The 23344-nt window shown below is 40.2% G+C and carries 20 protein-coding genes; 7 read left to right on the forward strand and 13 right to left on the reverse strand.

Features of this window, described 5'->3' with window-relative positions; all coding sequences use genetic code 11:
* Positions 1-23 precede the first annotated feature (23 nt).
* Positions 24-1268 (reverse strand): dipeptidase, encoded by a 1245-nt coding sequence (locus CLV48_RS07775; RefSeq protein WP_425430711.1) that lies wholly within the window; start codon positions 1266-1268, stop codon positions 24-26.
* Between the two features lie 278 nt (positions 1269-1546).
* On the opposite strand from CLV48_RS07775, the gene CLV48_RS07780 reads away from it, so the two are divergent.
* Together CLV48_RS07780 and CLV48_RS07785 are read left to right on the forward strand one after the other, a co-directional pair.
* Positions 1547-2548 carry an acyl-ACP desaturase gene (locus tag CLV48_RS07780; RefSeq protein ID WP_106566715.1) on the forward strand — a complete coding sequence of 334 codons (1002 nt, stop codon included), beginning with the start codon at positions 1547-1549 and terminating at the stop codon, positions 2546-2548.
* A 95-nt stretch (positions 2549-2643) separates the two neighbouring features.
* Positions 2644-3498, forward strand: a complete 855-nt coding sequence (locus tag CLV48_RS07785) for a pirin family protein (RefSeq protein ID WP_106566716.1) — start codon at positions 2644-2646, stop codon at positions 3496-3498.
* A gap of 78 nt (positions 3499-3576) precedes the next feature.
* Here the strand turns inward: CLV48_RS07785 and nqrE are convergent, their stop codons facing one another.
* The 7 genes from nqrE to cmk all read right to left on the reverse strand — a co-directional run bounded on the left by nqrE (position 3577) and on the right by cmk (position 9981).
* Entirely contained in the window at positions 3577-4188 is a 612-nt protein-coding gene (nqrE, locus tag CLV48_RS07790; RefSeq protein WP_106566717.1) for an NADH:ubiquinone reductase (Na(+)-transporting) subunit E, read from the reverse strand.
* Between the two features lie 12 nt (positions 4189-4200).
* On the reverse strand, positions 4201-4881 hold the full coding sequence (locus CLV48_RS07795) for an NADH:ubiquinone reductase (Na(+)-transporting) subunit D (protein ID WP_106566718.1): 681 nt from the start codon (positions 4879-4881) through the stop codon (positions 4201-4203).
* A 25-nt stretch (positions 4882-4906) separates the two neighbouring features.
* Positions 4907-5683, reverse strand: coding sequence for an NADH:ubiquinone reductase (Na(+)-transporting) subunit C (nqrC, locus tag CLV48_RS07800; protein ID WP_106566719.1), 777 nt, complete (start codon positions 5681-5683; stop codon positions 4907-4909).
* Positions 5670-6884 (reverse strand): NADH:ubiquinone reductase (Na(+)-transporting) subunit B, encoded by a 1215-nt coding sequence (locus CLV48_RS07805; protein ID WP_106566720.1) that lies wholly within the window; start codon positions 6882-6884, stop codon positions 5670-5672. Before CLV48_RS07805 ends, nqrC begins: the two co-directional genes overlap by 14 nt.
* Positions 6885-6889: 5 nt before the next feature.
* Positions 6890-8254: a Na(+)-translocating NADH-quinone reductase subunit A gene (locus tag CLV48_RS07810; protein ID WP_106566721.1), complete on the reverse strand. Its 1365-nt coding sequence runs from the start codon at positions 8252-8254 to the stop codon at positions 6890-6892.
* 133 nt (positions 8255-8387) lie between these two features.
* Entirely contained in the window at positions 8388-9290 is a 903-nt protein-coding gene (locus CLV48_RS07815) for a 4-hydroxy-3-methylbut-2-enyl diphosphate reductase (protein WP_106566722.1), read from the reverse strand.
* Positions 9274-9981, reverse strand: coding sequence for a (d)CMP kinase (gene cmk, locus CLV48_RS07820; RefSeq protein WP_106566723.1), 708 nt, complete (start codon positions 9979-9981; stop codon positions 9274-9276). Before cmk ends, CLV48_RS07815 begins: the two co-directional genes overlap by 17 nt.
* A 157-nt stretch (positions 9982-10138) precedes the next feature.
* Here cmk and ade point away from each other — a divergent pair, with 157 nt between their 5' ends.
* From ade to CLV48_RS07840, 4 genes are all read left to right on the forward strand, one after another.
* The gene (ade, locus tag CLV48_RS07825; RefSeq protein WP_106566880.1) at positions 10139-11773 is read left to right on the forward strand and encodes an adenine deaminase; all 1635 of its coding nucleotides are present in this window, start codon (positions 10139-10141) and stop codon (positions 11771-11773) included.
* A gap of 230 nt (positions 11774-12003) precedes the next feature.
* A complete protein-coding gene (locus CLV48_RS07830; protein ID WP_106566724.1) occupies positions 12004-13146 on the forward strand; it encodes an acyl-CoA dehydrogenase family protein in 1143 nt (380 codons plus the stop codon).
* A gap of 742 nt (positions 13147-13888) precedes the next feature.
* On the forward strand, positions 13889-14689 hold the full coding sequence (locus tag CLV48_RS07835; RefSeq protein ID WP_106566725.1) for a glycoside hydrolase family 16 protein: 801 nt from the start codon (positions 13889-13891) through the stop codon (positions 14687-14689).
* A 62-nt stretch (positions 14690-14751) separates the two neighbouring features.
* Positions 14752-15624 (forward strand): geranylgeranylglycerol-phosphate geranylgeranyltransferase, encoded by an 873-nt coding sequence (locus CLV48_RS07840; RefSeq protein ID WP_106566726.1) that lies wholly within the window; start codon positions 14752-14754, stop codon positions 15622-15624.
* On the opposite strand, the gene truA is transcribed toward CLV48_RS07840, so the two are convergent.
* Positions 15619-16404 carry a tRNA pseudouridine(38-40) synthase TruA gene (truA, locus tag CLV48_RS07845; RefSeq protein ID WP_106566727.1) on the reverse strand — a complete coding sequence of 262 codons (786 nt, stop codon included), beginning with the start codon at positions 16402-16404 and terminating at the stop codon, positions 15619-15621. The genes CLV48_RS07840 and truA overlap by 6 nt on opposite strands.
* Before the next feature lie 311 nt (positions 16405-16715).
* On the opposite strand from truA, the gene CLV48_RS07850 reads away from it, so the two are divergent.
* Entirely contained in the window at positions 16716-17756 is a 1041-nt protein-coding gene (locus tag CLV48_RS07850; RefSeq protein WP_106566728.1) for a hypothetical protein, read from the forward strand.
* Positions 17757-18926: 1170 nt separating this feature from the next.
* Here CLV48_RS07850 and CLV48_RS20520 read toward each other — a convergent pair.
* The 4 genes from CLV48_RS20520 to leuD all read right to left on the reverse strand — a co-directional run bounded on the left by CLV48_RS20520 (position 18927) and on the right by leuD (position 23327).
* Positions 18927-19103 carry a hypothetical protein gene (locus tag CLV48_RS20520; RefSeq protein ID WP_170068994.1) on the reverse strand — a complete coding sequence of 59 codons (177 nt, stop codon included), beginning with the start codon at positions 19101-19103 and terminating at the stop codon, positions 18927-18929.
* 769 nt (positions 19104-19872) lie between these two features.
* Positions 19873-20934 carry a 3-isopropylmalate dehydrogenase gene (leuB, locus tag CLV48_RS07855; protein ID WP_106566729.1) on the reverse strand — a complete coding sequence of 354 codons (1062 nt, stop codon included), beginning with the start codon at positions 20932-20934 and terminating at the stop codon, positions 19873-19875.
* The gene (locus CLV48_RS07860) at positions 20903-22522 is read right to left on the reverse strand and encodes an alpha-isopropylmalate synthase regulatory domain-containing protein (protein ID WP_106566730.1); all 1620 of its coding nucleotides are present in this window, start codon (positions 22520-22522) and stop codon (positions 20903-20905) included. The genes leuB and CLV48_RS07860 overlap by 32 nt, the downstream gene beginning before the upstream one ends.
* A gap of 214 nt (positions 22523-22736) precedes the next feature.
* Positions 22737-23327 carry a 3-isopropylmalate dehydratase small subunit gene (gene leuD / locus CLV48_RS07865; protein ID WP_106566731.1) on the reverse strand — a complete coding sequence of 197 codons (591 nt, stop codon included), beginning with the start codon at positions 23325-23327 and terminating at the stop codon, positions 22737-22739.
* Positions 23328-23344 lie beyond the last annotated feature (17 nt).

A 23344-nucleotide genomic window follows, 5' to 3' on the forward strand; every position in this document is an offset into this window, starting at 1 on the left:
GGAGCTTCCAAAGCTCCCTTTTTTTATAAACCTGCTACAGATTCCACGTCTTTCCAAACACGGAAGAAATTTTTGGAACAGATTTTCTCAATATCTTCTTTAGAATACCCCCTTTTAAGTAACTCAGCAATGATATTAGGATACATGGATGCATCTTTCAGGCCTTCAGGAAGTGTATCACCTACCCCATCAAAATCAGATCCAAGCCCCACATAATCAATCCCAACGAGTTGCACCACATGATCAATATGATCAACGACCTTGGAAACATGAACTACAGGCACTTTCTCAGCAGCATAAGCTTTCATATACTCACGGGCTTTATCATCTCTAAAACTAAGGTTGTTTTCTTTCAGCCATTCCTGCATATGTGCTCTAACGGCAGAATTAGCATCTGCATAAGCCTGATCCAAAAAACTTCCTCCAAAAGTGATCATCACTACCCCATTTTTCTCTGCAATCTTTTTGATGATTTCATCAGATACATTCCTTTCAAATCCCGGAGTAAAGGACCTTACAGAGCTATGCGTAGCAACAATTGGAGCTATGGAAACCTCAGCAACATCAAAAAAAGTCTTGTCTGTAATATGGGAGACATCCACAATCATACCTAAACGGTTCATCTCCTTGACCACCTCTTTACCAAATTCACTCAATCCTCCATGGGTCTCCGAATCGTCATAGGAAGAATCGCCCACCAAATTATCCTTACCATGGGTAAGAGTCATATACCTGATGCCTTTATTATAAAAATAAGAAAGGTTAGAAAGGTCATCTTCAATAGCTGCGGCATTCTCTATACCCATTGGAAGGGACAATAAACCCTTTTTGAAATTTGCTTCAATTTCTTCTGGTGATCTTGCCAATGCCAATTTATCCGGCCAGGTATTGACCATCCTTTCGACCATCATGATCAATGTATCTGCCAATACTTTAGCTCCTCCGGTTTCTTGATAAGTAGCCGGAATATAAATTGCCATAAACGGTGCATCAACACCTCCTTCTTTTGCCCTGACATAATCAATATTTCCCTGATCGCTCCTAGTCATAAAATCAAAAACCTCCCCTCTCATATCATGCCCCATATTGTACATTCTAAAGGGAAGATCCATATGTCCGTCCACTATAATTGTATTTAGCGCTATCTCTTTTGCGATTTCCAGTCTTTCCTCATCTGTCAAAGCTGTATAATCAATTTTTTCGGCTTTAGGGGAGGTGCAGGCCCATGCAAATCCCAGCCCAAGGATAATGAGTAGTTTATTTTTCATCATATTTGGAGTTTAAACCTAAAATAAGGTTTTGGAAAAGCTTATTAACTTGAAGATTTATAAGCGGTCAAATAATGGTAATGGAAAGTGGATAATGCAGCTTAAATTTTCTTAGGAACATTACACATTGACGTTTCAGGGAAGAAACCCAAAACAGAAATTGGGTTTCTTAGCATTTTAATTCATTATTTGTCCTTACCTTTATAATTATTACAGTATCAAGACCTTTGAGTTGTGGGGAAATAAATTGCCACCATCACCTGAAGGCAACCTTTATTATGAACAAATCAGATAAAATCGATTACGAATTAGAAAAAAACATGGAAGTCATCTCACAGTTGGATGGCTATGTCAATCACGCAGTAGAAAATATCCTAGTCAACCCGGATGAATGCTGGCAGCCTTCAGATTTTTTACCTGATATGGGGCAACCTGATGCATTTGAAGAAGTGAAAAAACTTCAGGAAAGGGCTGCAAATATTCCAGATACAGTCATTACTTCCTTAATAGGGAATATGATAACGGAAGAGGCGCTTCCAAGCTATCAGACTTATTTCAACCTGTTGGAAGGCATCAATGTTGAAGGAAGTCTTTTGAGCAATTCAGGCTGGGTAAAATGGTCCAAAGCTTGGACTGCTGAAGAAAACAGGCATGGTGACCTCCTTAACAAATACCTCTATCTCTCAGGTAGGGCTGATATGAAAAAAGTGGAACAAACAATTCATAGATTGATTTACAATGGTTTTGATCCAAGATCAGAGAAAGATCCATATCAGGCCATCATTTACACTTCATTTCAAGAAAGGGCAACTAAAATCTCTCATGTAAACACAGGTAAACTTGCGGATAAAGCAGGTGACGAAGTGCTTTCAAGAATATGTAAGACCATCGCAGGAGATGAGGCCAGACATGAAAAGGCTTATAAAAACTTCATGTCCCAGATTTTTGAAATCGACCCAAGCGGCGCCATACTTGCATTTGAAAAAATGATGAGAAAACAGATTGTCATGCCTGCTGTCTTGATGGGGACAGGAAGCTCCAATCCTTCCCTTTTTGACCAATTTTCTGCCATCACCCAAAAAATTGGAATATATACAGGCTGGGATTATGCAAGGATTATTGATCATTTGGTCAAACTTTGGAACATCGAAAATCTGACAGGACTATCTGATATGGCAGCTAAAGCGCAGGATTATCTATCCAATCTATCTGAAAGGTATATGAGATTGGCAGACCGAATGAAAGCCCCTGATGAGGTTTCTTTAGCCTGGTTAAAATAAAATCAACGAGCCTGAATTTTTTTCAGGCTTTTTTTTTTGCTTACTCGGAACAATTTGGAGTAAAATCGAATTACTTGTATATACATTTATCAAGAATGAGAACGATTAAGGAAATCCATAAAGCCAATTATCATCCCATTGCGGACCTGCTGACTTATAATCCATTACCATCTCCCAAATTAAGGCAGATTGATCCATTTATTTTTCTCAACCATCATGGTTTTCAAAAATATGCCCCCAACAACAATGGTCTACCTTTTGGTCCCCATCCCCACCGAGGGATGGAAACTGTCACATTTATTTTAGAAGGGGACATCATGCATATGGATTCCGGAGGACATGAATCAGTAATCGAATCAGGAGGGGTACAGTGGATGACAGCAGGAAAAGGTCTTATACATGCTGAAGTGTCTTCCAACAAGTTTAAAAAAGAAGGAGGAAATCTTGAAATTCTTCAGCTTTGGGTAAATCTCCCTGCAAGTTTAAAAATGACTGAGCCAAGATATCTGGGATTGCAAAAAGAAGATATCACTTCATTTACTATTGACAATGAAAAAGTAAAGGTTCAGCTGATTTCAGGAGAATGGGATGATAAAATGGGTTCTTTCCCTACCCTTTTTCCTATTTTCATGAGCACTATCTCCATGGTAAAATCAGGCAAGGTCATAAAAAACATCCCTTCCACGGAAAATATTTTTTTCTATATCGTCCGTGGCAAAGTAAAGATACAAGGTGAAGAAATTCCCTTTCGAAATTTAGTTGAATTTAACAATGATGGAGAAATCCTAAAATTTGAAGCAACAGAAGACGCAGTGGTTATTCTTGGCCATGCAGCACCCTTCAAGGAACCAATGGTAGCCCAAGGACCATTTGTAATGAATACTCAGGAAGAAATCATGCAGGCATATAGAGATTACCAATCAGGTAAGTTCGGTACCTGGAATCATTGAAATCTTTTTTCAGGTTTGGTTTATAATGAAAAAAGCCTTGAGGAATACCCAAGGCTTTTTCTTTTTCTATTCTTTGGATTAAAGGTCAATACCCATGAAAGACATGAAGGCAATACCCATCAATCCTGTCAATAACATAGTTATACCTAAACCTTTCAAGCCGCTTGGCACATTTGAATACTTCAACTTTTCTCTGATGGCCGCCAAAGCTACAATAGCAAGAAAGAAACCTGTACCGGAACCAAATCCATAAACAGTAGCTTCTGCCAAAGTATAATCTCTCTGTGCCATAAATAGGGAACCACCTAAAATCGCACAGTTTACAGCGATCAAAGGAAGAAAAATACCTAAAGCTCCATAAAGAGCAGGGGCAAATTTCTCAACGACCATTTCCACCAACTGAACCATTGCTGCGATAATAGCAATGAACATGATAAACCTTAAAAATGAAAGGTCAACAGTGGCAAAAGAGGCACCTAACCAAGTTAAAGCACCTTCTTTTAATACAAATTCATTCAATAACCAGTTGGTAGGTGCAGTTACTGTTAACACAAAGATAACTGCAGCTCCCAGACCCAAGGCTGTACTTACTTTTTTGGAAACGGCCAAGAAGGAACACATTCCCAAGAAGTAAGCAAATACCATGTTATCAATAAATATCGATTTAATTCCTAGACTAATTAATTCCATGACAATGCTTTATTAGTGTTCAACATAACCGGTTTTGGTACGCTGTACCCAGATGATCAATCCAAGGATGATAAAGGCTCCTACCGGAGATACCATCAGACCATTAGTAGCCAAGCTGAAACCTTCTCCAAATAATCCGGAGATAGCATCATAAACCTGAACTCCAAATACTGATCCTGACCCTAGCAACTCCCTGAAGAAAGCAACTGCCAAGATAATCCATGAATAACCCAATGCCGAACCAAAACCATCCAAGATGGAATCATATGGTTTGTTGCCCAAGGCAAACGCCTCCAAACGACCCATTACGATACAGTTGGTAATGATCAGCCCCACGAACACGGAAAGTTCTTTGTACATATCAAAAGCAAAAGCTTTCAACAATTCGTTAACCAATGTAACCAAAGACGCTACAACAGCCAACTGAACGATGATCCTTACTCTCGTAGGAATGGTGTTTCTCATCAAAGAAATAGTAAGATTGGCCATTACCATTACAAATATTACGGAGATGGCCATAACCAATGTAGGTTGCATCTGAGTTGTTACCGCCAGAGCCGAGCAGATTCCTAATACCTGAATGGTAATCGGGTTGTTGTCCACCAAAGGATCGGTAATAAATTTCTTTCTTCTCTTAGACAGTAGACCCTCAGCGGGTTTTTTTACTTCTGCCTGTGCTGTTTCTGTACTCATTATAGATAAATTATAATGTTCGAAATTAATTTAAAGCAACAACTTCTGATGACTTAGAAGCTTTCAATTTGTCAAAATATGCCTTGTAAAACCTCAAGTAATTGTTCAACATCGCATTGACACCATTGGCTGTAATGGTAGCACCGGAAAGACCGTCTACTTTGTGCAACTCACTGGAATAATCTTTTCCTTCACCTTTTTGCATGGCTACAGACTGAAAATTACCTGAATCATCAAAAATCTGCTTGCCCTGAAAACGGTTCTGAACTGCTCCTTCTGTAATTCTGGCACCCAAACCTGGAGTCTCACCTTTGTGCCCGAAAGTTACACCTGCGATTGTATTCAGGTCTGTATCCAAAGCCAGGAAGCCCCAGATTTCATCCCAAAGGCCGGCACCATAAACCTGAACGATGTATGCTTCAACAGCATCCGGATTACCTTCTTTGTGGAATACGAAGATGGGATATTGTCTCTTTTCAGGCGCCATTTTATAATTCTTAGCCACATTTACGTTCTCAGCAATAATCGGGTTACCGTCTGAGTCTTTCTCAAGAAGATTGCCTTCTATATCCACTACTTTGGAAGAAATCCTATTATCGTAGTAAGCAAGAATTTCATCAGCTTTCATATTGCGTAGCTGAGAGGCATCCAATACAGCACCAAGAATTTGTTTTTTCGTATCCAATTCCACGGCTTTTTTCTGGATTGGAGCCAAAACCTGTGAAGTACCTGAAAGCAGCAATCCAAGAACTACCGTAAGGATTACTGAAAAGGTAATGATATAAGCATTAGACTGTTGCACGTTGTAACCTCCTTTTCTTATTAGCTTTTACTACATAATAGTCAATCAATGGGGCAAATACGTTCATAAATAGTACTGCCAACATAATGCCTTCCGGATAAGCTGGGTTGGTCACCCTGATGATTACAGTGAGTACACCGATCAAGAAACCGTATATCCATTTTCCAACCTCCGTTTGTGCTGCTGAAACTGGATCTGTTGCCATAAATACCACTCCAAAAGCCAATCCACCCACGACCCAATGGTATTCAGGGGCCATAGCCATATACTCATTCACAGCGAAAAGGTTCATCACCAAACCCATTACGTAAGCACCGGCAAATCCACTTACAATTATCTTCCATGAAGCTACACCGGTAGCAATTAAAATTGCTGCACCGATTAATGCCATCAAGGTGGATGTTTCACCTATAGATCCTGGGATCCATCCAATGAATAGGTTCATGAAGCTGAACATTCCATCACCTAATACTGTATTATGTTCGGCCAAAGCTTCAGTTACGGGCTGTCCCTCTACACCAGCGTTATAGGCAACAGCCAAAGCAGTAGCACCTGAAAATCCATCAACAGGAGTTTTATCTCCCAAATATGTCCAAACCTGATCACCAGAAATCTGTGCCGGGTAGGCAAAGTACAAGAATGCCCTGGCTGTCATAGCAACGTTTAGGATGTTCATGCCTGTTCCTCCAAACACCTCTTTTGCAATTACCACTGCAAATACTGTAGCCAAAGCAACTTGCCATAACGGCAGAGTAGCAGGGACTACCAATGGAATCAACATACCGGTTACCAGGAACCCTTCATTGATAGGGTGTTTTCTTACAACAGCAAAAGCTGCTTCTACCAAACCACCTGCAGCATAAGCTACGATTACGATTGGCAATACCAACTCAAGACCTATAAGAAGTTTTGGTCCAAAATCTTCCCATAATCCAGCAGTCTGGCCAGTAGCCAGAAAATGCTGATGTCCTGTATTATAGATACCAAACAACAAACAAGGAATCATGGCAATCACTACTGTGATCATCATCCTTTTAAGGTCAATGGCATCTTTAACTTGAGTTCCTTTTATACCTGCTGTATGGTTGGGTTTGAACAGGAATGTTTCTCCCGCCTCATACAGGTAATACAGGTTCTCAAATTTTCCACCTTTATGAAAAAGCGGTTTCTGCTTATCCAACAGATCTCTTAGAAACTTCATATTGATTAGCTGTATTGAATTAAATCTATCCCTTTTCTAACTATTTCCTGAACCGGATGTTTGGATACGTCCACAAACTCACAAAGCGCCAAATCTTCTTCAACAACCTCGTAAATTCCAAGTTCCTCCATTTCATCAAAATCTTCTGCCAAGATGGCTTTCAACAGGTAAACCGGAAGAATGTCCATAGGGGTTACGCTTTCAAACACTCCTGTTTGAACAAATGCCCTCTCCTCACCATTGGTATTGGTATCCAAAACATATTCCTTATTAGGGCTGAGGAATGACAATAAGCCCAAAGCCCTATGGTAGCTGAGTCTGCTGGAAGTTGGTTTCATCCAGCCCAAAAACTCATACTGATCCCCTTCAGGAAGTAGGGTTATTTGCTGATGGTAAAACCCAAGATATCCATCCTTATTGATTCTTTCTCCTGTAAGTACGTTTCCAGAAACTACACGAATATTATCCTGCTTGGTATTACCAGATACCATTGTGTCAACACAGGCACCAAGGAATGTTTTCACATAACCGCTCTTCGCTGCTTCAGATCCAGTGACAGCAACAAGTTTGGAAGCATCATACTTGCCTTCCAAAAACAGCTTGCCAATTTGTACGACCCCGTAAGGATTAATTGTCCACACGATATCTCCTTTATTTATAGGGTCAATATGGTGGATTTGAACACCTACATTGCCTGCAGGATGTGGTCCGCTGAATTTGTTGAGTTCAACTCCTTTTGCATTTGCAAAAACCGAAGGAATTGCACTTTCTCCATTCACATTCAAGTGAATTTTTCCGGAGGTCAGTTTGGACAAGATATCAATACCTGCCTGGAAGTTACTTTCTTCCCCCTGAAGCAGGAAACCATAGTCCGGTGCCAAAGGATGGGAATCAAAACCGGAGATGAAGATGGATTTTGGAGTATCTTCCGGATTGGCAACAATACCGAAAGGTCTTTGAATAATCTGAGGCCAAACTCCACTCTTACACATTTGTTCAATGGCGTCGTTTTTGCTCAATGATTTCAAAGAATCCCCTGAGAATTTATCGAATGATTCATAGCTGATATATGCATCAGCGAGGATTTTGATTTCTAAAAGCTTTCTTCTATCCCCTCTTTTAATTTCAACAATTTCACCAGAAACAGGAGCACAATATTGCACCTTTTCCATGGCCTTGTCAAACAAAATCGGAGTCCCTGCTTTGACTGTATCACCTTCATTTACAGTTACTTTTGGCCTCTGCATACCGATGAAATCGGTAGGCTTAATGGCAAAAGTTTTAGCGGGCTTGAAGTCCGCAAGCTGCTTTTCAGCCTCACCTACGAGCTTAATATCGAATCCCTTCTTAAGCTTTACTGTTTTTGACATATGATTATATAAACTGTATGATCCTTTGAAAAACGGCTCAAATCTAATAAAATAGATCAGTTATTAGAATATTATTTTGGGAATATTTGTGCCCAATGACACAGACATCCGCATTTTTATATTAACGGTAATCTCAGGAATTTTCCAACATCAAGTCCTGCTCAAGGGACTGGATATGTTGCATAACCTGCTCCATCAGCCACATGGGTGTTGAGGTGGCTCCACAAATCCCTACTTTATCATTAGGTTTAAACCAGGAAGGGTCAATCTCGGTTTCGTTTTCTACGAAATAACTTCTTTCATTTTCAATTTTACAGACCTGGTACAGAGCTCTGCCGTTGGAACTCTTCTTACCAGAAACGAAAATGATAACGTCATTTTCTTGTGAAAAACGCTGCAACTGTGGTTCTCTGTTTGACACCTGTCTGCAAATTGAATCGTTGGCATAGAAATCCACCTCATTCAATTCCCCTTTGGCAGCGACTATTCTTTCTTCGATTTTGGATTTAAGTTCATAAAACCCCTTAGTACTTTTGGTGGTCTGGCTAAATAGGGTAACCGGTCGGGAATAATCTATTTTATCCAGGTCCTTGTCTTCCATGACCACAATAGCCTTTTCAAGTGTTTGACCGGTCAGTCCGATAACTTCTGCATGGCCTTTTTTCCCATAAATCACTATCTGGCCTTGTTCCTTTTCCATTTTATCAAAGGCCGTCTTGACCCTATGTTGAAGTTTCAACACCACCGGACAGGAGGCATCTATGAGCTCAATATTATTTTCTATGGCAAGTTTGTATGTTTCGGGAGGCTCCCCATGTGCACGGATGAGTACCTTACAATCGCTGAGCTCCTGAAGTTGTTCACGGTCTATCACGACCAGCCCCTTTTTCCTCAACCTCTTGACTTCCATGTCATTATGGACAATGTCTCCCAAACAGTAAAGTCTATCAGACACATCCATCTCATCTTCTGCCATTTTGATGGCAAATTCGACCCCAAAACAATACCCGGAATTCTTATCAATGCTTACTTCCATAAGTTCTACTGTATTGACCTATCCTCTCGTTGGCCAGTTCCATAATTTTTTTTACCTGGTCATCAAAGTCCAAGTAACTTGTATCCACATCTACTGCATCTTCTGCCCGGACCAAGGGACTTTCTGCCCTTGTGGAGTCAACCTTATCTCTTTCATCAAGATTACGGATGATTTCCTCCAAAGTTACCTCTTGACCATTATCAATCAATTCTTTTTGTCTTCTTTTTGCCCGAATTTCAAGGTCTGCCGTCATGAATACCTTTAATTCTGCATCCGGAAAAACCACCGTTCCGATATCCCTTCCGTCCATCACCACACCTTTGGATCTACCCAATTGCTGTTGTTGATATACCAACTCCCTCCTGACTTCCTTTATTTTGGATACCTCACTTACAAAATCGGAAACCTCCATACTTCGGATTTTCTGCTCAACATTTTCACCATTCAAATAGGTCTCCTGCAATCCGGTACGGGTATTAGTATGAAAAGAAATCTCAAGATGTTTTAATGCTTTATTTATGGTGTCAATATCAGATAGATCAACTCGTTGTTGAAGAAAATATAAAGTGGCAGCTCTATACATGGCACCTGAGTCTATATAGGTGTAGCCTAAATTTTTTGCCACTGCCTTGGCAGTAGAACTTTTTCCGCACCCAGAATACCCGTCTATTGCAATCACTATTTTCTGCATGAAATAAAAGTAGCCTAAGGCTTTTTTTAATTATAGGCGCAAATATAGTAGTTTTAAATCTAAAATTAGACAGTTTGAAATGGATTACTTTTGTTTGTAAGGGTATTTCATTTTTGCATTGAAATTTGAAAATCAAGAATTTAATCAAGAGGCATTTATGGGCAATTTTAAGCTTTCCGGTCATCTCGTGGACATCAAAAAAAGGGTGATTTTTCCGGCAGAAATCGAAGTGGATAGGAAAAAAATAATATCTATAAGAAAAATAAATCCGGAACCAGGCCTACCCTTTATCCTTCCGGGATTTATTGATGCCCATGTCCATGTGGAATCCTCTATGCTGGTTCCATCTGAATTTGCAAGGCTGGCAGTATGTCATGGAACAGTAGCCACGATCTCAGACCCTCATGAGATAGCTAATGTATGTGGAATGGATGGCATCAACTTTATGGTGGAAAACGGCAATCAAGTACCGTTTAAATTTTATTTCGGTGCTCCTTCCTGTGTTCCTGCCACACCTTTTGAAACTGCAGGAGCAGAAATTTTAGCCAATGACATCGATAAGCTGCTCAAAAGAGAAGAAATAGTCTATTTGGCGGAAATGATGAATTGGCCTGGAACCGTAAACAGGGATCCTGAAGTAATGGAAAAAATCAATCTCGCAAAAAAATACGGAAAACCTGTGGACGGACATGCTCCTGGTCTAAGAGGCGAAATTGCAGCAAAATATGCAAGCGCCGGTATCACCACAGACCATGAATGCTTCAGTTTGGAGGAAGCAATTGATAAAGCTGAATTAGGAATGAAAATCGCAATCAGGGAGGGAAGTGCGGCCAAAAACTTTGAGGCCCTGATAGACATTATCGATAAATATCCTGACCTTGTTATGTTCTGCTCTGATGACAAGCATCCTGATAATCTAGCAATTGGACATATCAATGAACTAGTAGTAAGGGCGATAGCCAAAGGAAAAGACCTTTTCGATGTGCTTAAAGCCGCCTGCATTACCCCAATAGAACATTACAGGATGAATGTGGGACAATTGAGAATCAGCGATCCGGCAGATTTCATCCTTGTTGAAGACTTAAAGGCATTCAAGGTATTGGCTACTTATATTGAAGGGAAAAAGGTTTCTGAAAATGGCAAAACCTTAATTAAACCCGTCAAAAGTGAAATTATCAATAATTTCAACATAGGTCCAAAACTAGAAAGTGACTTTGAAATCAATGCAAAAAGTACAAAGATAAGAGTTATCGAAGCCCTTGACGGGCAATTGATCACTCCAGAAATCCAAGGGGAAATCCTTACAGAAAATGGATTGGCAAAATCGAATCCCAAGGAGGACATACTGAAAATATCCGTGGTCAACCGCTATAAAGATTCCCATCCTTCTATTGCATTCATCAAAAATATTGGATTGAAACAGGGAGCCATAGCCTCATCTGTGGGCCATGACTCACATAATATAATAGTTGTCGGTGTGGATGACGCTTCCATGTGCAGGGCGGTCAACTTGCTTGTAGAGGCTAAAGGGGGGATTTCAGCTGTAGGTCCTGACGAAGAACAGGTACTTCCCCTGCCTGTTGCGGGGCTAATGTCCCCTGCCGATGGCTATGAAATTGCCAAAGCCTATACAGAAATAGACAGATTAGCCAAAAAACTGGGATCAAACCTGAAATCACCTTTCATGACCTTGAGTTTTATGGCCTTATTGGTGATACCTGATCTAAAATTAAGTGATAAAGGGCTTTTCAGTGGGCAAAAATTTGAGTTCACAGACCTATTCTTATCATAAGATCTGACCTCCTGCAAAATTTTTCCAAAAAATTTAACCAAAATAAAATTTTAAAATTTACAGACAAAAAAACTATATATTTTGATTAAACAAAAACCTGCTCCAGTATATAAAATACAAGTGTGATAATACAAAAGACTATACAATAAGTATTCTTTAGAAAGAAACCATTCTTATTGACAACAAGTTAATATCTTAGTAGAGAATAAACCCAAATTAACTTAGATATGATGAATTTTGAGCTCAATGAGAATCAGTTAATGATTGCTCAGATGATCAGAGACTTTGGAGCTAAAGAGATTACTCCCTTTCGAAAGGACTGGGATGACCAACAGTATTTTCCGCTTGAATTGTTTAAAAAACTGGGAGAACTTGGCTTAATGGGTGTTTTGGTACCTGCAGAATATGGAGGCTCTGGCTTCGGATACTTTGAATATGTGACCGCTATCGCCGAACTGGCCAAGCTAGACCCTGCCATTGGTCTTTCCATGGCCGCCCACAATTCTCTATGCACCGGACATATAATGATGTTTGGCAGTGAAGAACAAAAAAAGAAATATCTTCCAAAATTGGCCAGCTGTGAATTTTTAGGGGCATGGGGACTGACGGAACCAAATACTGGTTCTGATGCAGGCAATATGAGGACCGTCGCGGTTAATGACGGTGATCATTACATTATTAATGGGGCAAAAAATTTCATTACCCATGGTTATTCATGTGATGTTGCTGTAGTAATAGCGAGGACTGGTGAAATAGGCGACTCTCATGGCATGACTGCTTTTGTAATAGAAAAAGGCACACCTGGTTTTAGAGGAGGTAGAAAAGAGGACAAACTGGGTATGAGGGCTTCTGAAACTGCTGAGCTAATTTTTGAAGATTGCAAGGTGCATAAAAGCCAAGTATTGGGAGAAGTAGGAAATGGTTTTATCCAATCAATGAAAATATTGGACGGCGGACGCATCTCCATTGCTGCCCTATCTCTTGGTATTGCAGAAGGGGCATTGGAAGAAGCTATTCAATATTCCAAAGAAAGACAGCAGTTCAACCAACCTATAAGCAGGTTTCAGGGAATATCATTCAAATTGGCTGATATGGCCACACAGGTTGAAGCAGCAAGGCTTTTGACTTTTAAGGCCGCAGATCTTAAAAACAGAGGCCAAAAAGTTACGCTTGAGGGGGCTCAGGCTAAATATTACGCATCAGAAGTAGCTGTTTCAGTGGCTAATGAAGCTGTACAGATTTTTGGTGGTTATGGCTTTACCAAGGATTACCCTGTTGAAAAATATTATAGGGATGCAAAACTCTGTACGATTGGAGAAGGAACTTCCGAAATCCAGAAAATTGTGATTTCGAGGGAAGTACTTAGAAAATAATTCATTCTTGTCCCAAATGCATAAAGCTTTTATATCTTTCACGCAGCAGTAAAATGAAAAACTAAAGACTGCTGCGTGATCCTATTTCCCAACCCCCTTTTGCATTATTCTCCACCTATAACCATTCCCTGAGACAAAAATATCAGCAGGAGATTATTAATGCTAAGCCATCATTTTCCTTGGCTATTTCCCCAGGTCCCATTGGAATTCTTTGTTTTCAATCACAATTAAACCAAATAACCTACTCAACTTAAACCAATTCCAACAATTCCTTTCTATTCTTAATTTCCCTTATCCTAAAAAAAGAGGTATTTTCCTTTTAATGATTCATGCTTTGGCCTAATTTTTCCAGACCCTATGCTTTAGCGCTTCATTTAGGTTCATCCCTTGCCGCAAGAGTTCTAACTGAATCATAATTAGCAATTCAAATCCCACTCAACATTTTAAAATTTAGTGAATTATAGTACTGGATGGCTATTTCTCATCAGCATTCATCTTATAAAAAACTTAAAGAAATGATCCTGGAGTTTTCAGACTCATTTCAATTGATAGCGAAATTGGAATACCCGGTTATTTTATACACTACTTAATTCAGCAATTCTTTACGAGATCTTACTTCTGAAATCTCATTTTTCTATTAAACTTTTTACATGGTCCCCAAAAATCTACCCTTCCCCTTTTCATCCTACCGTTTTACTATTATCTTCCCCAACACCTTTCATTAAAATTTCAAAACCAAACTATGAATAGAGCAATATACCTGTTAATACCGGTTTTTATAGTTTTATCTTGCCGGACAAAGCAAGATAATGGCCAACTTATTTGGTCCGAGGAGTTTGATTATGAAGGTCTTCCCGATCACTCAAAGTGGTCCTATGATGTGGGAGACCATGGTTGGGGCAACAATGAACTTCAGTTTTACACCCAGGAAAATCAAAGAAACTCCCGGGTGGAAAAAGGCATATTGATTATTGAGGCCCATCAAGATAGTACTTATGAAAAAGGGTATAGCTCTGCCCGCTTGCATACAAAGGGAAAAGCATACTGGAAATATGCTTATATTGAAGTAAAAGCCAAACTACCTAAAGGAGTTGGAACCTGGCCTGCTATATGGATGCTCCCGGAAGAAAATAAATATGGCGGTTGGCCAAAAAGCGGAGAAATAGATATCATGGAACATGTGGGCTTTGATCAGGGAAATGTTCACGGCACCGTGCACACGGAAGCGTTTAATCATACCAAAGGCACACAAAAAGGAATGCAGATCAATGTTAACAACTGCTCTGAAGTTTTCCATGTCTATGGCATAGACTGGAGGAAAGACAGGATTGATTTTTACCTCAACGGGGAAAAATACCATACATTTGACAATTCGGGTAATGACTGGAAAGAGTGGCCTTTTGACCATCATTTTCACTTGATACTCAATATCGCCGTTGGAGGCAACTGGGGAGGAGCGAAAGGAGTAGATCCTGATATTTGGCCCCAACGAATGGAAATAGATTACGTAAGGGTGTATGCTTCCAAACCAGATAAGTACTAATTCTATAAGCTGCAGCACTAAATTTGGAATCAATGAATGCAGATTTGTCCTAATTTTACATCATGGAAGTAAAAGCAATTGCCAAGAATTTCGATTTATGGAGCTTATTGAAAATTAGTAGGCCTGTTAATTTATTTATCCTTGCTTTTGCTCAGGTCATGACTGCTGTTTTTTTAGTAGAGACAAACCAGCAAGGCTTACCGGTTCTGCAGGATTTCAAACTTTACCTCTTGATCCTTTCTACAGTAATGGTTGCCGCAGCCGGTTACATGATAAATGACTATTATGATGTCAAAATTGACTTTGTTAATAAACCAAAAGAGGTAATTATAGGCAGGTCCATGAAAAGAAGAGTGGCCTTACTTTACCATTCCTTTCTCAATTTTACAGCAATTGGTCTTGGTTGGCTGATCTCTCCAAGGATAGCATTGGTCATTTTTAGCGCTGCTTTCCTTTTATGGTTATACAGCAATCTATTGAAGCGCTTACCTTTTATTGGGAATTTTACAGTAGCATTATTGACCGGTTCCTCCATTTGGTTGGTTAGCTTCTATTACCAAAAATCAGAACTTTTGGTTTTGACTTATGCAATTTTTGCTTTTTTCATAAACCTGATCAGGGAAATTATCAAAGACATAGAGGACAGGGATGGTGACAGAAGGCATGGCTGCAAAACACTTCCCATAGTGTTGGGGTTTAGAAACACCAAGAAGGTAATATTTGCTATCGCATTGATATTCGTCTGTTCTATTTTGCTGGTAACCTTCAAGATCAATAACCCCAAACTTTATTATTACTTTGGCATTTTAAGTATTTTGTTCATGATCTTCTTGTACAGAATCTACACAGCTGACAGAAAAAAACATTTTACCCAACTGAGCCTGCTTAACAAGGCATTGATGTTTGCCGGTATTTTGAGTATGATTTTTTTATAGACTTTTAAATCCCAAGTCATAAAGTAACAATCCATTAGCGGAGGCATGTCTGACAAGGGGATTTTTATCCTTAGACTGTAGAGCAGTTCTAATATCTTCAAGGCTTAATCTTCCCATTCCCAGTTCCACCAAGGCAGAAACCATCATCCTGACCTGGTACCGCAAAAACCCATCACCTCTCACTTTATATATAAGCGCATTTTCAGGGACCAAGGTTTGACCGGTATGGGGGTGGAAAATAATTTCAGATTCAAAAATATTTCGTTGGTAGTTCTCTGAAATCTTATCAATAGAGCAAAACCTCCTGAAATCATGCTGCCCCTTAAAAAGACTTGCTGCCTCCTGCATCTTGGCCGGATCTGGTTTACCGGGGAAGTACCCAAAATTAGCAGAAGCAAATGGGTGGAATTTTTCCCCAAATGCCATTTGAAAATGGTATTCTTTCCATGAAATATCCTGGATAATATTAAAAGAATTGGCTACCTGCTGAAAAGAAAGCAGGCGGATATCAGCAGGGAGACTTTCATTGACTTTTTCTAAAAAGTCCACTTGCTCCAAAGGTCTTCTTAAGAAAAGTTGGAATGCTCCCCTTTCACAGGAAACTCCTGAATCTGTTCGACTTGCCCCAAGCAGGGTAAAATCCTCATGATCCAGAACATAGCGGATACCTCTTTCGATTGTACCTTGTACGGTCTTGATCCCCTTTTGCTTTTGCCAACCTGCATAGCGCAGACCTAGGTATTGGAGATAGAAAAGATAAGAATAGGGTCTGGATTGCATCAGGCAAAACTCGTCCAAAAAAACGTAATCTCATTCTTGAAAAGAAAAAAAGATAACAAAAACACTTTGATTTTCTGAGATTTTAAAAAATTATCAATCTTTTTATCAATTCGAGACCAATAAAAAATTCAGTCTAAAATAATGGGGTTTAGAGGAAAGATATTGTTAAATGATAAAAAATCTCAAAAAAAAACAATAAAACAAAAAAAATATTAAAAACGCACTTAAAAAACGTTTTATTGCTTTTTATTTACTTTTTTTTGCATTTCATTAACTTTTTAATAAATTAGTATTAATAAAATCTAACCCAAATGAGAACACAAAACTTTGCAAGAAACCTAAACTGGGTTTGGGTTCTTGTCCTTGCTGCATTTTTTACAGCATGTAGCCAAATGGACGGCATTGAGCCTGACAGTAATTCTTTAGAAGGTAAAAGTGATAAGCTTTTTAGATTGAACCCTTTCGGAAATGGATTGGAGAATGCCAAAACTGCTTCCTCACCAATTTCAGATGGGGATATTACACCTGATATTATTGAAGGTGCTAATCCTGGTGGAAATAGAACTTGTGACGAAGTAGCAACAGCATATAGTAATGCTGACCGTACCGTGACATTTTCAAATTCTTTTGATCAAATTAATGCAGTAGACTTTGATGAAAATACAGCTACTTTTGGAGCAATAACAGCTACGACAGATGGAACTTATGTTTCTTGGACTATTGACGTTCCTGCTGGGTATTGCGTTAAATATGTTGCAGCGGTAGTTAAAGGTTCTAATGATGCCAATGTTTATTTCTACGAAGGAGATGTCAGAAGTGACTCTGGATTGGCTTCACCAATGGCTGGCGGTAGTGGCGGTCCTGCTGAATTAAGTAACCTAAGGTTCTGTTATACACTTGAACCTTGCGAAGACGAGCCTTGCTTTGAATGGAAAGGGGAAACTGCGACAGGTGATGGTAACCGTTTTGCAAATAGCAGTAACTGGTTTATGTGGAACAATTACACAACAGATCCAATTAAATTGATAGCTGGTCAAAACATGGAAGCTGGTTCAATCCAAATGGGACCTATATCTAATGGAAACATCACTATTACCATTACTCTTGATGAAGGCTGGAGATTCAAAACAGTGGGTGAGACTATTGTGAGTGATGCTGTAAAAGTTCTTGCCTATCTAAATCCACCTACTAGTTTTAATGGATTTGGAAATGATGTAAGAAACATAAGATACTTACGTGCTAACTTCAATGGAGATGTCGCAACAATAACCGTTCCTGCTGCTGGTTCCTACTTCATCCACGTAGATGTTGAGTGGGAAAAAGAAATTGAATGCCCAGTTGATGAAGATTAATAGAAATTTTTAAACATTAAAAATCCAAACCCTGGTAGCTTAAGTTACCAGGGTTTTTGCTTTTGAGCTGATTAGGGAAATCAATAATCCCAAACCTCCTCCTTCAAAACAAGTCCCCCAACCAAATACCGCCTCTCCTTCTCACCTCGACGAAGTAGAGGTCTGTCTTAAAGGTACCAGCACCAATAGATTTCTCTCTGCGTTCGAAATGACAAGGAAAAGCCTATGGCAGTAATGATCCGTCAGAGCAAGGATAGGTTCAATCCAAAAATCCTGTCGGTTAAAACAAGGATTCCTAATTAAAACCACCTCTCCTTGTCACTCCGACGGCAGGAGGAGTCTGCATGAGTAGAAAAAAGGAATTTAGATTTCTCCTTTCAGTCGAAATGACAAGGAAAAGCCCATGTCACCAGTGATCCGTCAGAGCAAGGATAGGTTCAATCCAAAAATCCTGTCGGTTAAAACAAGGATTCCTAATTAAAACCACCTCTCCTTGTCACTCCGACGGCAGGAGGAGTCTGCATGAGTAGAAAAAAGGAATTTAGATTTCTCCTTTCAGTCGAAATGACAAGGAAAAGCCCATGTCATCAGTAATCCATCAGAGCAAGGATAGGTTCAATTCAAAAATCCTGTCGGTTAAAACAAGGATTCCTAATTAAAACCACCTCTCCTTGTCACTCCGATGGCAAGAGGAGTCTGCATGAGTAGAAAAAAGGAATTTAGATTTCTCCTTTCAGTCGAAATGACAAGGAAAAGCCCATGTCATCAGTGATCCGTCAGAGCAAGGATAGGTTCAATCCAAAAATCCTGTCCGTCAAAGGAAGGAAATCTACAAACCAAAATACCCTATCCCCTAAATCAAGGAATACTTCTTTGAATTGCCTCTCCTTGTCACCTCGACGAAGGAGAGGTCTATGACCATTAGTAAACGAATAGATTTCTCATATTTCCAGTCAAAATGACAAGGAAAAGCCCATGTCACCAGTGATCCGTCAGAGCAAGGATAGGTTCAATCCAAAAATCCTGTCGGTTAAAACAAGGGTTCCTAATTAAAACCACCTCTCCTTGTCACTCCGATGGCAGGAGGAGTCTGCATGAGTAGAAAAAAGGAATTTAGATTTCTCCTTTCAGTCGGAATGACAAGGAAAAGCCCCTGTCACCAGTGATCCGTCAGAGCAAGGATAGGTTCAATTCAAAAATCCTGTCCGTCAAAGGAAGGAAATCTACAATCCAAAATACCCTATCCCCTAAAGCAAGGAATACTTCTTTGAATTGCCTCTCCTTGTCAACTCGACGAAGGAGAGGTCTATGACCATTAGTAAACGAATAGATTTCTCCTCTTTCCATTCGAAATGACAAGGAAAAGCCTATGTCACCAGTGATCCGTCAGAGCAAGGATAGGTTCAATTCAAAAATCCTGTCCGTCAAAGGAAGGAAATCTACAATCCAAAATACCCTATCCCCTAAAGCAAGGAATACTTCTTTGAATTGCCTCTCCTTGTCACCTCGACGAAGGAGAGGTCTATGACTATTAGTAAACGAATAGATTTCTCATATTTCCATTCGAAATGACAAGGAAAAGCCTATGGCAGTAGTGATCCGTCAGAGCAAGGATAGGTTCAATCCAAAAACTCTGTCCGTCAAAGGAAGGAAATCTACAAACCAAAATACCCTATCCCCTTAAACAAGGAATACTTCTTTGAATTGCCTCTTCTTGTCACCTCGACGAAGGAGAGGTCTATGACCATTAGTAAACGAATAGATTTCTCCTTTCAGTCGAAATGACAAGGAAAAGCCCATGTCACCAGTGATCCATCAGAGCAAGGATAGGTTCAATTCAAAAATCCTGTCGGTTAAAACAAGGATTCCTATTTAAAACCACCTCTCATTGTCACTCCGACGGCAGGAGGAGTCTGTATGAGTAGAAAAAAGGAATTTAGATTTCTCCTTTCAGTCGAAATGACAAAGAAAAGCCCATGTCACCAGTGATCCGTCAGAGCAAGGATAGGTTCAATCCAAAAACCTTAATGAACCCCTAAAATCCCTTAACTTCTCAATTGTTCAATTCTTACCTAAATCCAAATTCTCTAATCTCTCGCTTCTCATCTCTCGCTTCTCAAACATTAGCTGCCAACCAATCCCCCACCTCGGAAGTCTTATACGCTTTCCCGCCTTCGGCAATGTCTTCTGTCACCACTCCTTCAGCCAGGGACTTGTTCACCACATCGGTGATGGCCTGAGCCTCTGCTTTAAGACCAAAGGCATAATCAAACATCATCGCTGCTGACAATACCGTGGCCAAAGGATTTGCAATGTCTTTCCCTGCAGCTTGTGGATAGGACCCATGGATTGGCTCAAACAATTTATTTACCGTGCCCAAAGATGCTGAAGGCATCAATCCCATGGAACCTGAAATAACCGAAGCCTCATCGGTCAAAATATCCCCAAAAAGATTCTCTGTAATCAAAACATCATAGGCCTTGGGCCATTGGATCAAGCGCATGGCCACTGCATCAACAAATTCATACTCTACCTTTACATCAGGATATTCCGGAGCCAGCTCCTGTACGGTCTCCCGCCACAACCTGGAAGTAGCCAATACATTAGCCTTATCCACACAGGTCAGTAATTTCCTCCTTTTTTGGGCCGCTTCGAAACCCATTCTAGCCAAACGGGTGATCTCTTCTTTGGAATACACATTTGTATCGAAAGCTTTGGTCCCCTGCTCATTCCTACCTCTTGGTTCACCGAAATAAACCCCACCGGTCAATTCTCTGAAAAACACAAAATCCACCCCTTCAACCCTTTCGATTTTTAATGGTGATTTATGGATCAATGAAGGAAAGGTGAAAGTCGGTCTGACATTGGCAAACAGACCCAACTTTTGACGCATCCTCAATAAGCCCTGCTCCGGCCTGACCTTAGCCTTGGGATCATTGTCATATTTGGGATCCCCAATGGCACCAAAAAGCACCGCATCCGCCCTAAGGCAGACATCATGGGTGCTATCTGGATAAGGATCACCTATCAGGTCGATAGCTGTGGCCCCAACGGGTGCCTCTTCAAAATGGATCGTATGTCCGAATTTCTTTCCTACTGCCTTGACCACTTTTACGGCCTGTGCAATTACCTCCGGTCCGATGCCGTCACCCGGCAACAGCGCGATGTTCATTTCCATATAATGTAGTATTTTCTTTTTCTGGGTTAATTTCCTGTCCTTTCAAAGAACCTGTATTTCCTTTGTCCAATTGTTCTATAATGTTTAGCATTTTTTCTGTGGCCTTCAATGCTGCCACGGTCTGATCGCTGTCCAAACCTTTGGTTTTGAAAATCCTTCCGTAGTCCCAAGTGATAACAGTTTCTACAAAGGCGTCAGTTTTCCCTCCCGGTGGAATGGTCACATGATAATTGATCAGCTTGGGAAGTTCCTTGTTGAGGGATCTGTATATTTTCCTCAGGGCTTTCATGAAAGCATCATACTGACCATCTCCCGCGGATCCTTCCTCGTAACTTTGACCATAAATATTCATTTTCAACTGAACCGTGGGCTTCAATCCCATGGAATGGCTCAGGTTATAACCTTCAATGAAAATATTATGGGTGATAGAAGTATTCTGCAATACATCTGAAATGATATACGGTAGATCTTCAGTTGTTACACGTTCTTTTTTGTCCCCCAATTCGATAATCCTTTGGGTCACCTTAGTCAGTTCGTCAGGCTCAAGTGAAATGCCGAGTTCCTGTAAATTTTTAACTATATTGGCCTTTCCAGAAGTCTTACCCAAAGCATATTTCCGTTGCCTTCCGAATCGTTCTGGCAAAAGGTCATTGAAATAAAGATTCTTCTTATTGTCTCCATCGGCATGGATCCCTGCGGTTTGGGTAAACACGTTTTCACCTACTACAGGTTTATTGGCAGGAATATGTTGTCCGGAAAACTGCTCAACCAATTTACTCACCCTATAAATCCTGTTTTCACGGATATTCAATTTAAAATCAGTAAAATCTTTAATCACAGCTATGACGGACTCCAATGGGGCATTACCAGCCCTTTCACCGAGTCCGTTGACCGTGGTATGAATACCTTTGACTCCATTATAAATCGCCTCGAGGACATTTGCGACAGAAAGGTCATAATCATTATGCGCATGAAAATCAAAATGCACATCTGGAAATTCTGAAGTGATCAGGCGTATGAAATGGGAAACCTCTCTGGGATTCAAAAGCCCTAAGGTGTCCGGCAGCATAATTCTTCGGACTTTTAACTCTGCAAGCATGCCAATCAGATCCATAGTATAATCCATGGAATTGCGCATACCATTTGACCAATCTTCCAGGTACACATTGACACTTATGCCCTTCGAACGGGCGTAATGAACACAATCCTGAATTTCCTGAAAATGCTGCTCCTTGGACTTGCGGAGTTGATGCACCAAATGGTTCAAAGAACCTTTAGTCAGAAGGTTTAGCACTTGACCCCCAGCTGCCGCGATCCAATCTACTGATACTGGAGTGTCCACAAATCCCAAAACCTCCACTTGGTCCAAAAAACCTTTTTCAGACGCCCATTGGGCAATCCTTTTCACCCCTTCCATTTCTCCCTCAGAAACCCTGGCTGAGGCTACCTCAATCCTGTCCACCTTCAATTCCTCCAATAGCCACTTGGCGATCTGAAGTTTCTCAGAAGGCAAAAAGGAAACGCCAGAGGTCTGTTCCCCATCCCTCAGGGTAGTATCCATGATCTCTATTTTCCTTTGATAACCCATATTGGTTAATGATTAGTGATGAGTGTGGAGTGTTGAGTATGAAGTGGGAAGTGATGAGTTATTAGGGAACAGGTATTGGTTAATTGGGGAAACATTTAAGGATAAGCTATTGATACTCATTCCTCATTCTCCATTCTCCATTCCTCATTCTTAATGAACCCCTTAATGGCTCAAATCTTGTCCGACTTACTAAATCCCACTTTCCAAATCCCCCTTACTTTCCCTCCGCAAACTCCTCTATCTCTACTTTGATATTCAATAGGTAATCAATATCGTCAAAGCCATTTTTCATATTTTCCTTTTTGTAGGCATTGATTTCAAAAGATTCCGATTCACCAGAAGGAACTAAGGTGATTTTTTGTTTATCAAGATCAATTTCTACTTCTGCCAGAGGATTAGCTTCCACTGCAGCAAAGATCTTGTCCAGAAACCCGGGGCTCACTGTCACAGGAAGCACACCGATATTTAGGCAATTGTTTTTGAAAATATCCGCAAAGAAAGAAGAAACAACACAGCGGAATCCATAATCATAAATAGCCCATACTGCATGTTCTCTACTTGATCCAGAACCAAAATTTTTACCTGCCACCAGGATTTTGCCCTTATAAGTTGGGTTGTTCAGCACAAAATCCTTCTTTGGATTCCCTTCTACATCATAGCGCCAATCTCTGAAAAGGTTATCCCCAAATCCCTCCCTTTCCGTGGCCTTTAGGAACCTGGCTGGAATGATCTGGTCTGTATCCACATTCTCAGTCGGAAGGGGTACCACTGTACTTCTCAATACATTAAATCTATCGTAAGGCATAGTTTTCTGGTTTAAGC

The sequence above is a fragment of the Cecembia rubra genome (genome assembly GCF_003014575.1).
GTDB lineage: Bacteria > Bacteroidota > Bacteroidia > Cytophagales > Cyclobacteriaceae > Cecembia_A > Cecembia_A rubra.

Bases quoted from the DNA above. Each gene is read 5' to 3' on its own strand.
- CLV48_RS07780 (WP_106566715.1), top strand. From the start codon at position 1,547: ATGAACAAATCAGATAAAATCGATTACGAATTAGAAAAAAACATGGAA.
- leuB (WP_106566729.1), bottom strand. From the start codon at position 20,934: ATGGAAATGAACATCGCGCTGTTGCCGGGTGACGGCATCGGACCGGAG.
- CLV48_RS07795 (WP_106566718.1), bottom strand. From the start codon at position 4,881: ATGAGTACAGAAACAGCACAGGCAGAAGTAAAAAAACCCGCTGAGGGT.
- CLV48_RS07830 (WP_106566724.1), top strand. From the start codon at position 12,004: ATGAATTTTGAGCTCAATGAGAATCAGTTAATGATTGCTCAGATGATC.
- CLV48_RS07860 (WP_106566730.1), bottom strand. From the start codon at position 22,522: ATGGGTTATCAAAGGAAAATAGAGATCATGGATACTACCCTGAGGGAT.
- CLV48_RS20520 (WP_170068994.1), bottom strand. From the start codon at position 19,103: ATGGAAAGAGGAGAAATCTATTCGTTTACTAATGGTCATAGACCTCTC.
- CLV48_RS07775 (WP_425430711.1), bottom strand. From the start codon at position 1,268: ATGAAAAATAAACTACTCATTATCCTTGGGCTGGGATTTGCATGGGCC.
- nqrE (WP_106566717.1), bottom strand. From the start codon at position 4,188: ATGGAATTAATTAGTCTAGGAATTAAATCGATATTTATTGATAACATG.
- CLV48_RS07850 (WP_106566728.1), top strand. From the start codon at position 16,716: ATGAGAACACAAAACTTTGCAAGAAACCTAAACTGGGTTTGGGTTCTT.
- CLV48_RS07840 (WP_106566726.1), top strand. From the start codon at position 14,752: ATGGAAGTAAAAGCAATTGCCAAGAATTTCGATTTATGGAGCTTATTG.
- truA (WP_106566727.1), bottom strand. From the start codon at position 16,404: ATGCAATCCAGACCCTATTCTTATCTTTTCTATCTCCAATACCTAGGT.
- cmk (WP_106566723.1), bottom strand. From the start codon at position 9,981: ATGCAGAAAATAGTGATTGCAATAGACGGGTATTCTGGGTGCGGAAAA.
- ade (WP_106566880.1), top strand. From the start codon at position 10,139: ATGGGCAATTTTAAGCTTTCCGGTCATCTCGTGGACATCAAAAAAAGG.
- CLV48_RS07835 (WP_106566725.1), top strand. From the start codon at position 13,889: ATGAATAGAGCAATATACCTGTTAATACCGGTTTTTATAGTTTTATCT.
- CLV48_RS07805 (WP_106566720.1), bottom strand. From the start codon at position 6,884: ATGAAGTTTCTAAGAGATCTGTTGGATAAGCAGAAACCGCTTTTTCAT.
- leuD (WP_106566731.1), bottom strand. From the start codon at position 23,327: ATGCCTTACGATAGATTTAATGTATTGAGAAGTACAGTGGTACCCCTT.
- CLV48_RS07785 (WP_106566716.1), top strand. From the start codon at position 2,644: ATGAGAACGATTAAGGAAATCCATAAAGCCAATTATCATCCCATTGCG.
- CLV48_RS07815 (WP_106566722.1), bottom strand. From the start codon at position 9,290: ATGGAAGTAAGCATTGATAAGAATTCCGGGTATTGTTTTGGGGTCGAA.
- CLV48_RS07810 (WP_106566721.1), bottom strand. From the start codon at position 8,254: ATGTCAAAAACAGTAAAGCTTAAGAAGGGATTCGATATTAAGCTCGTA.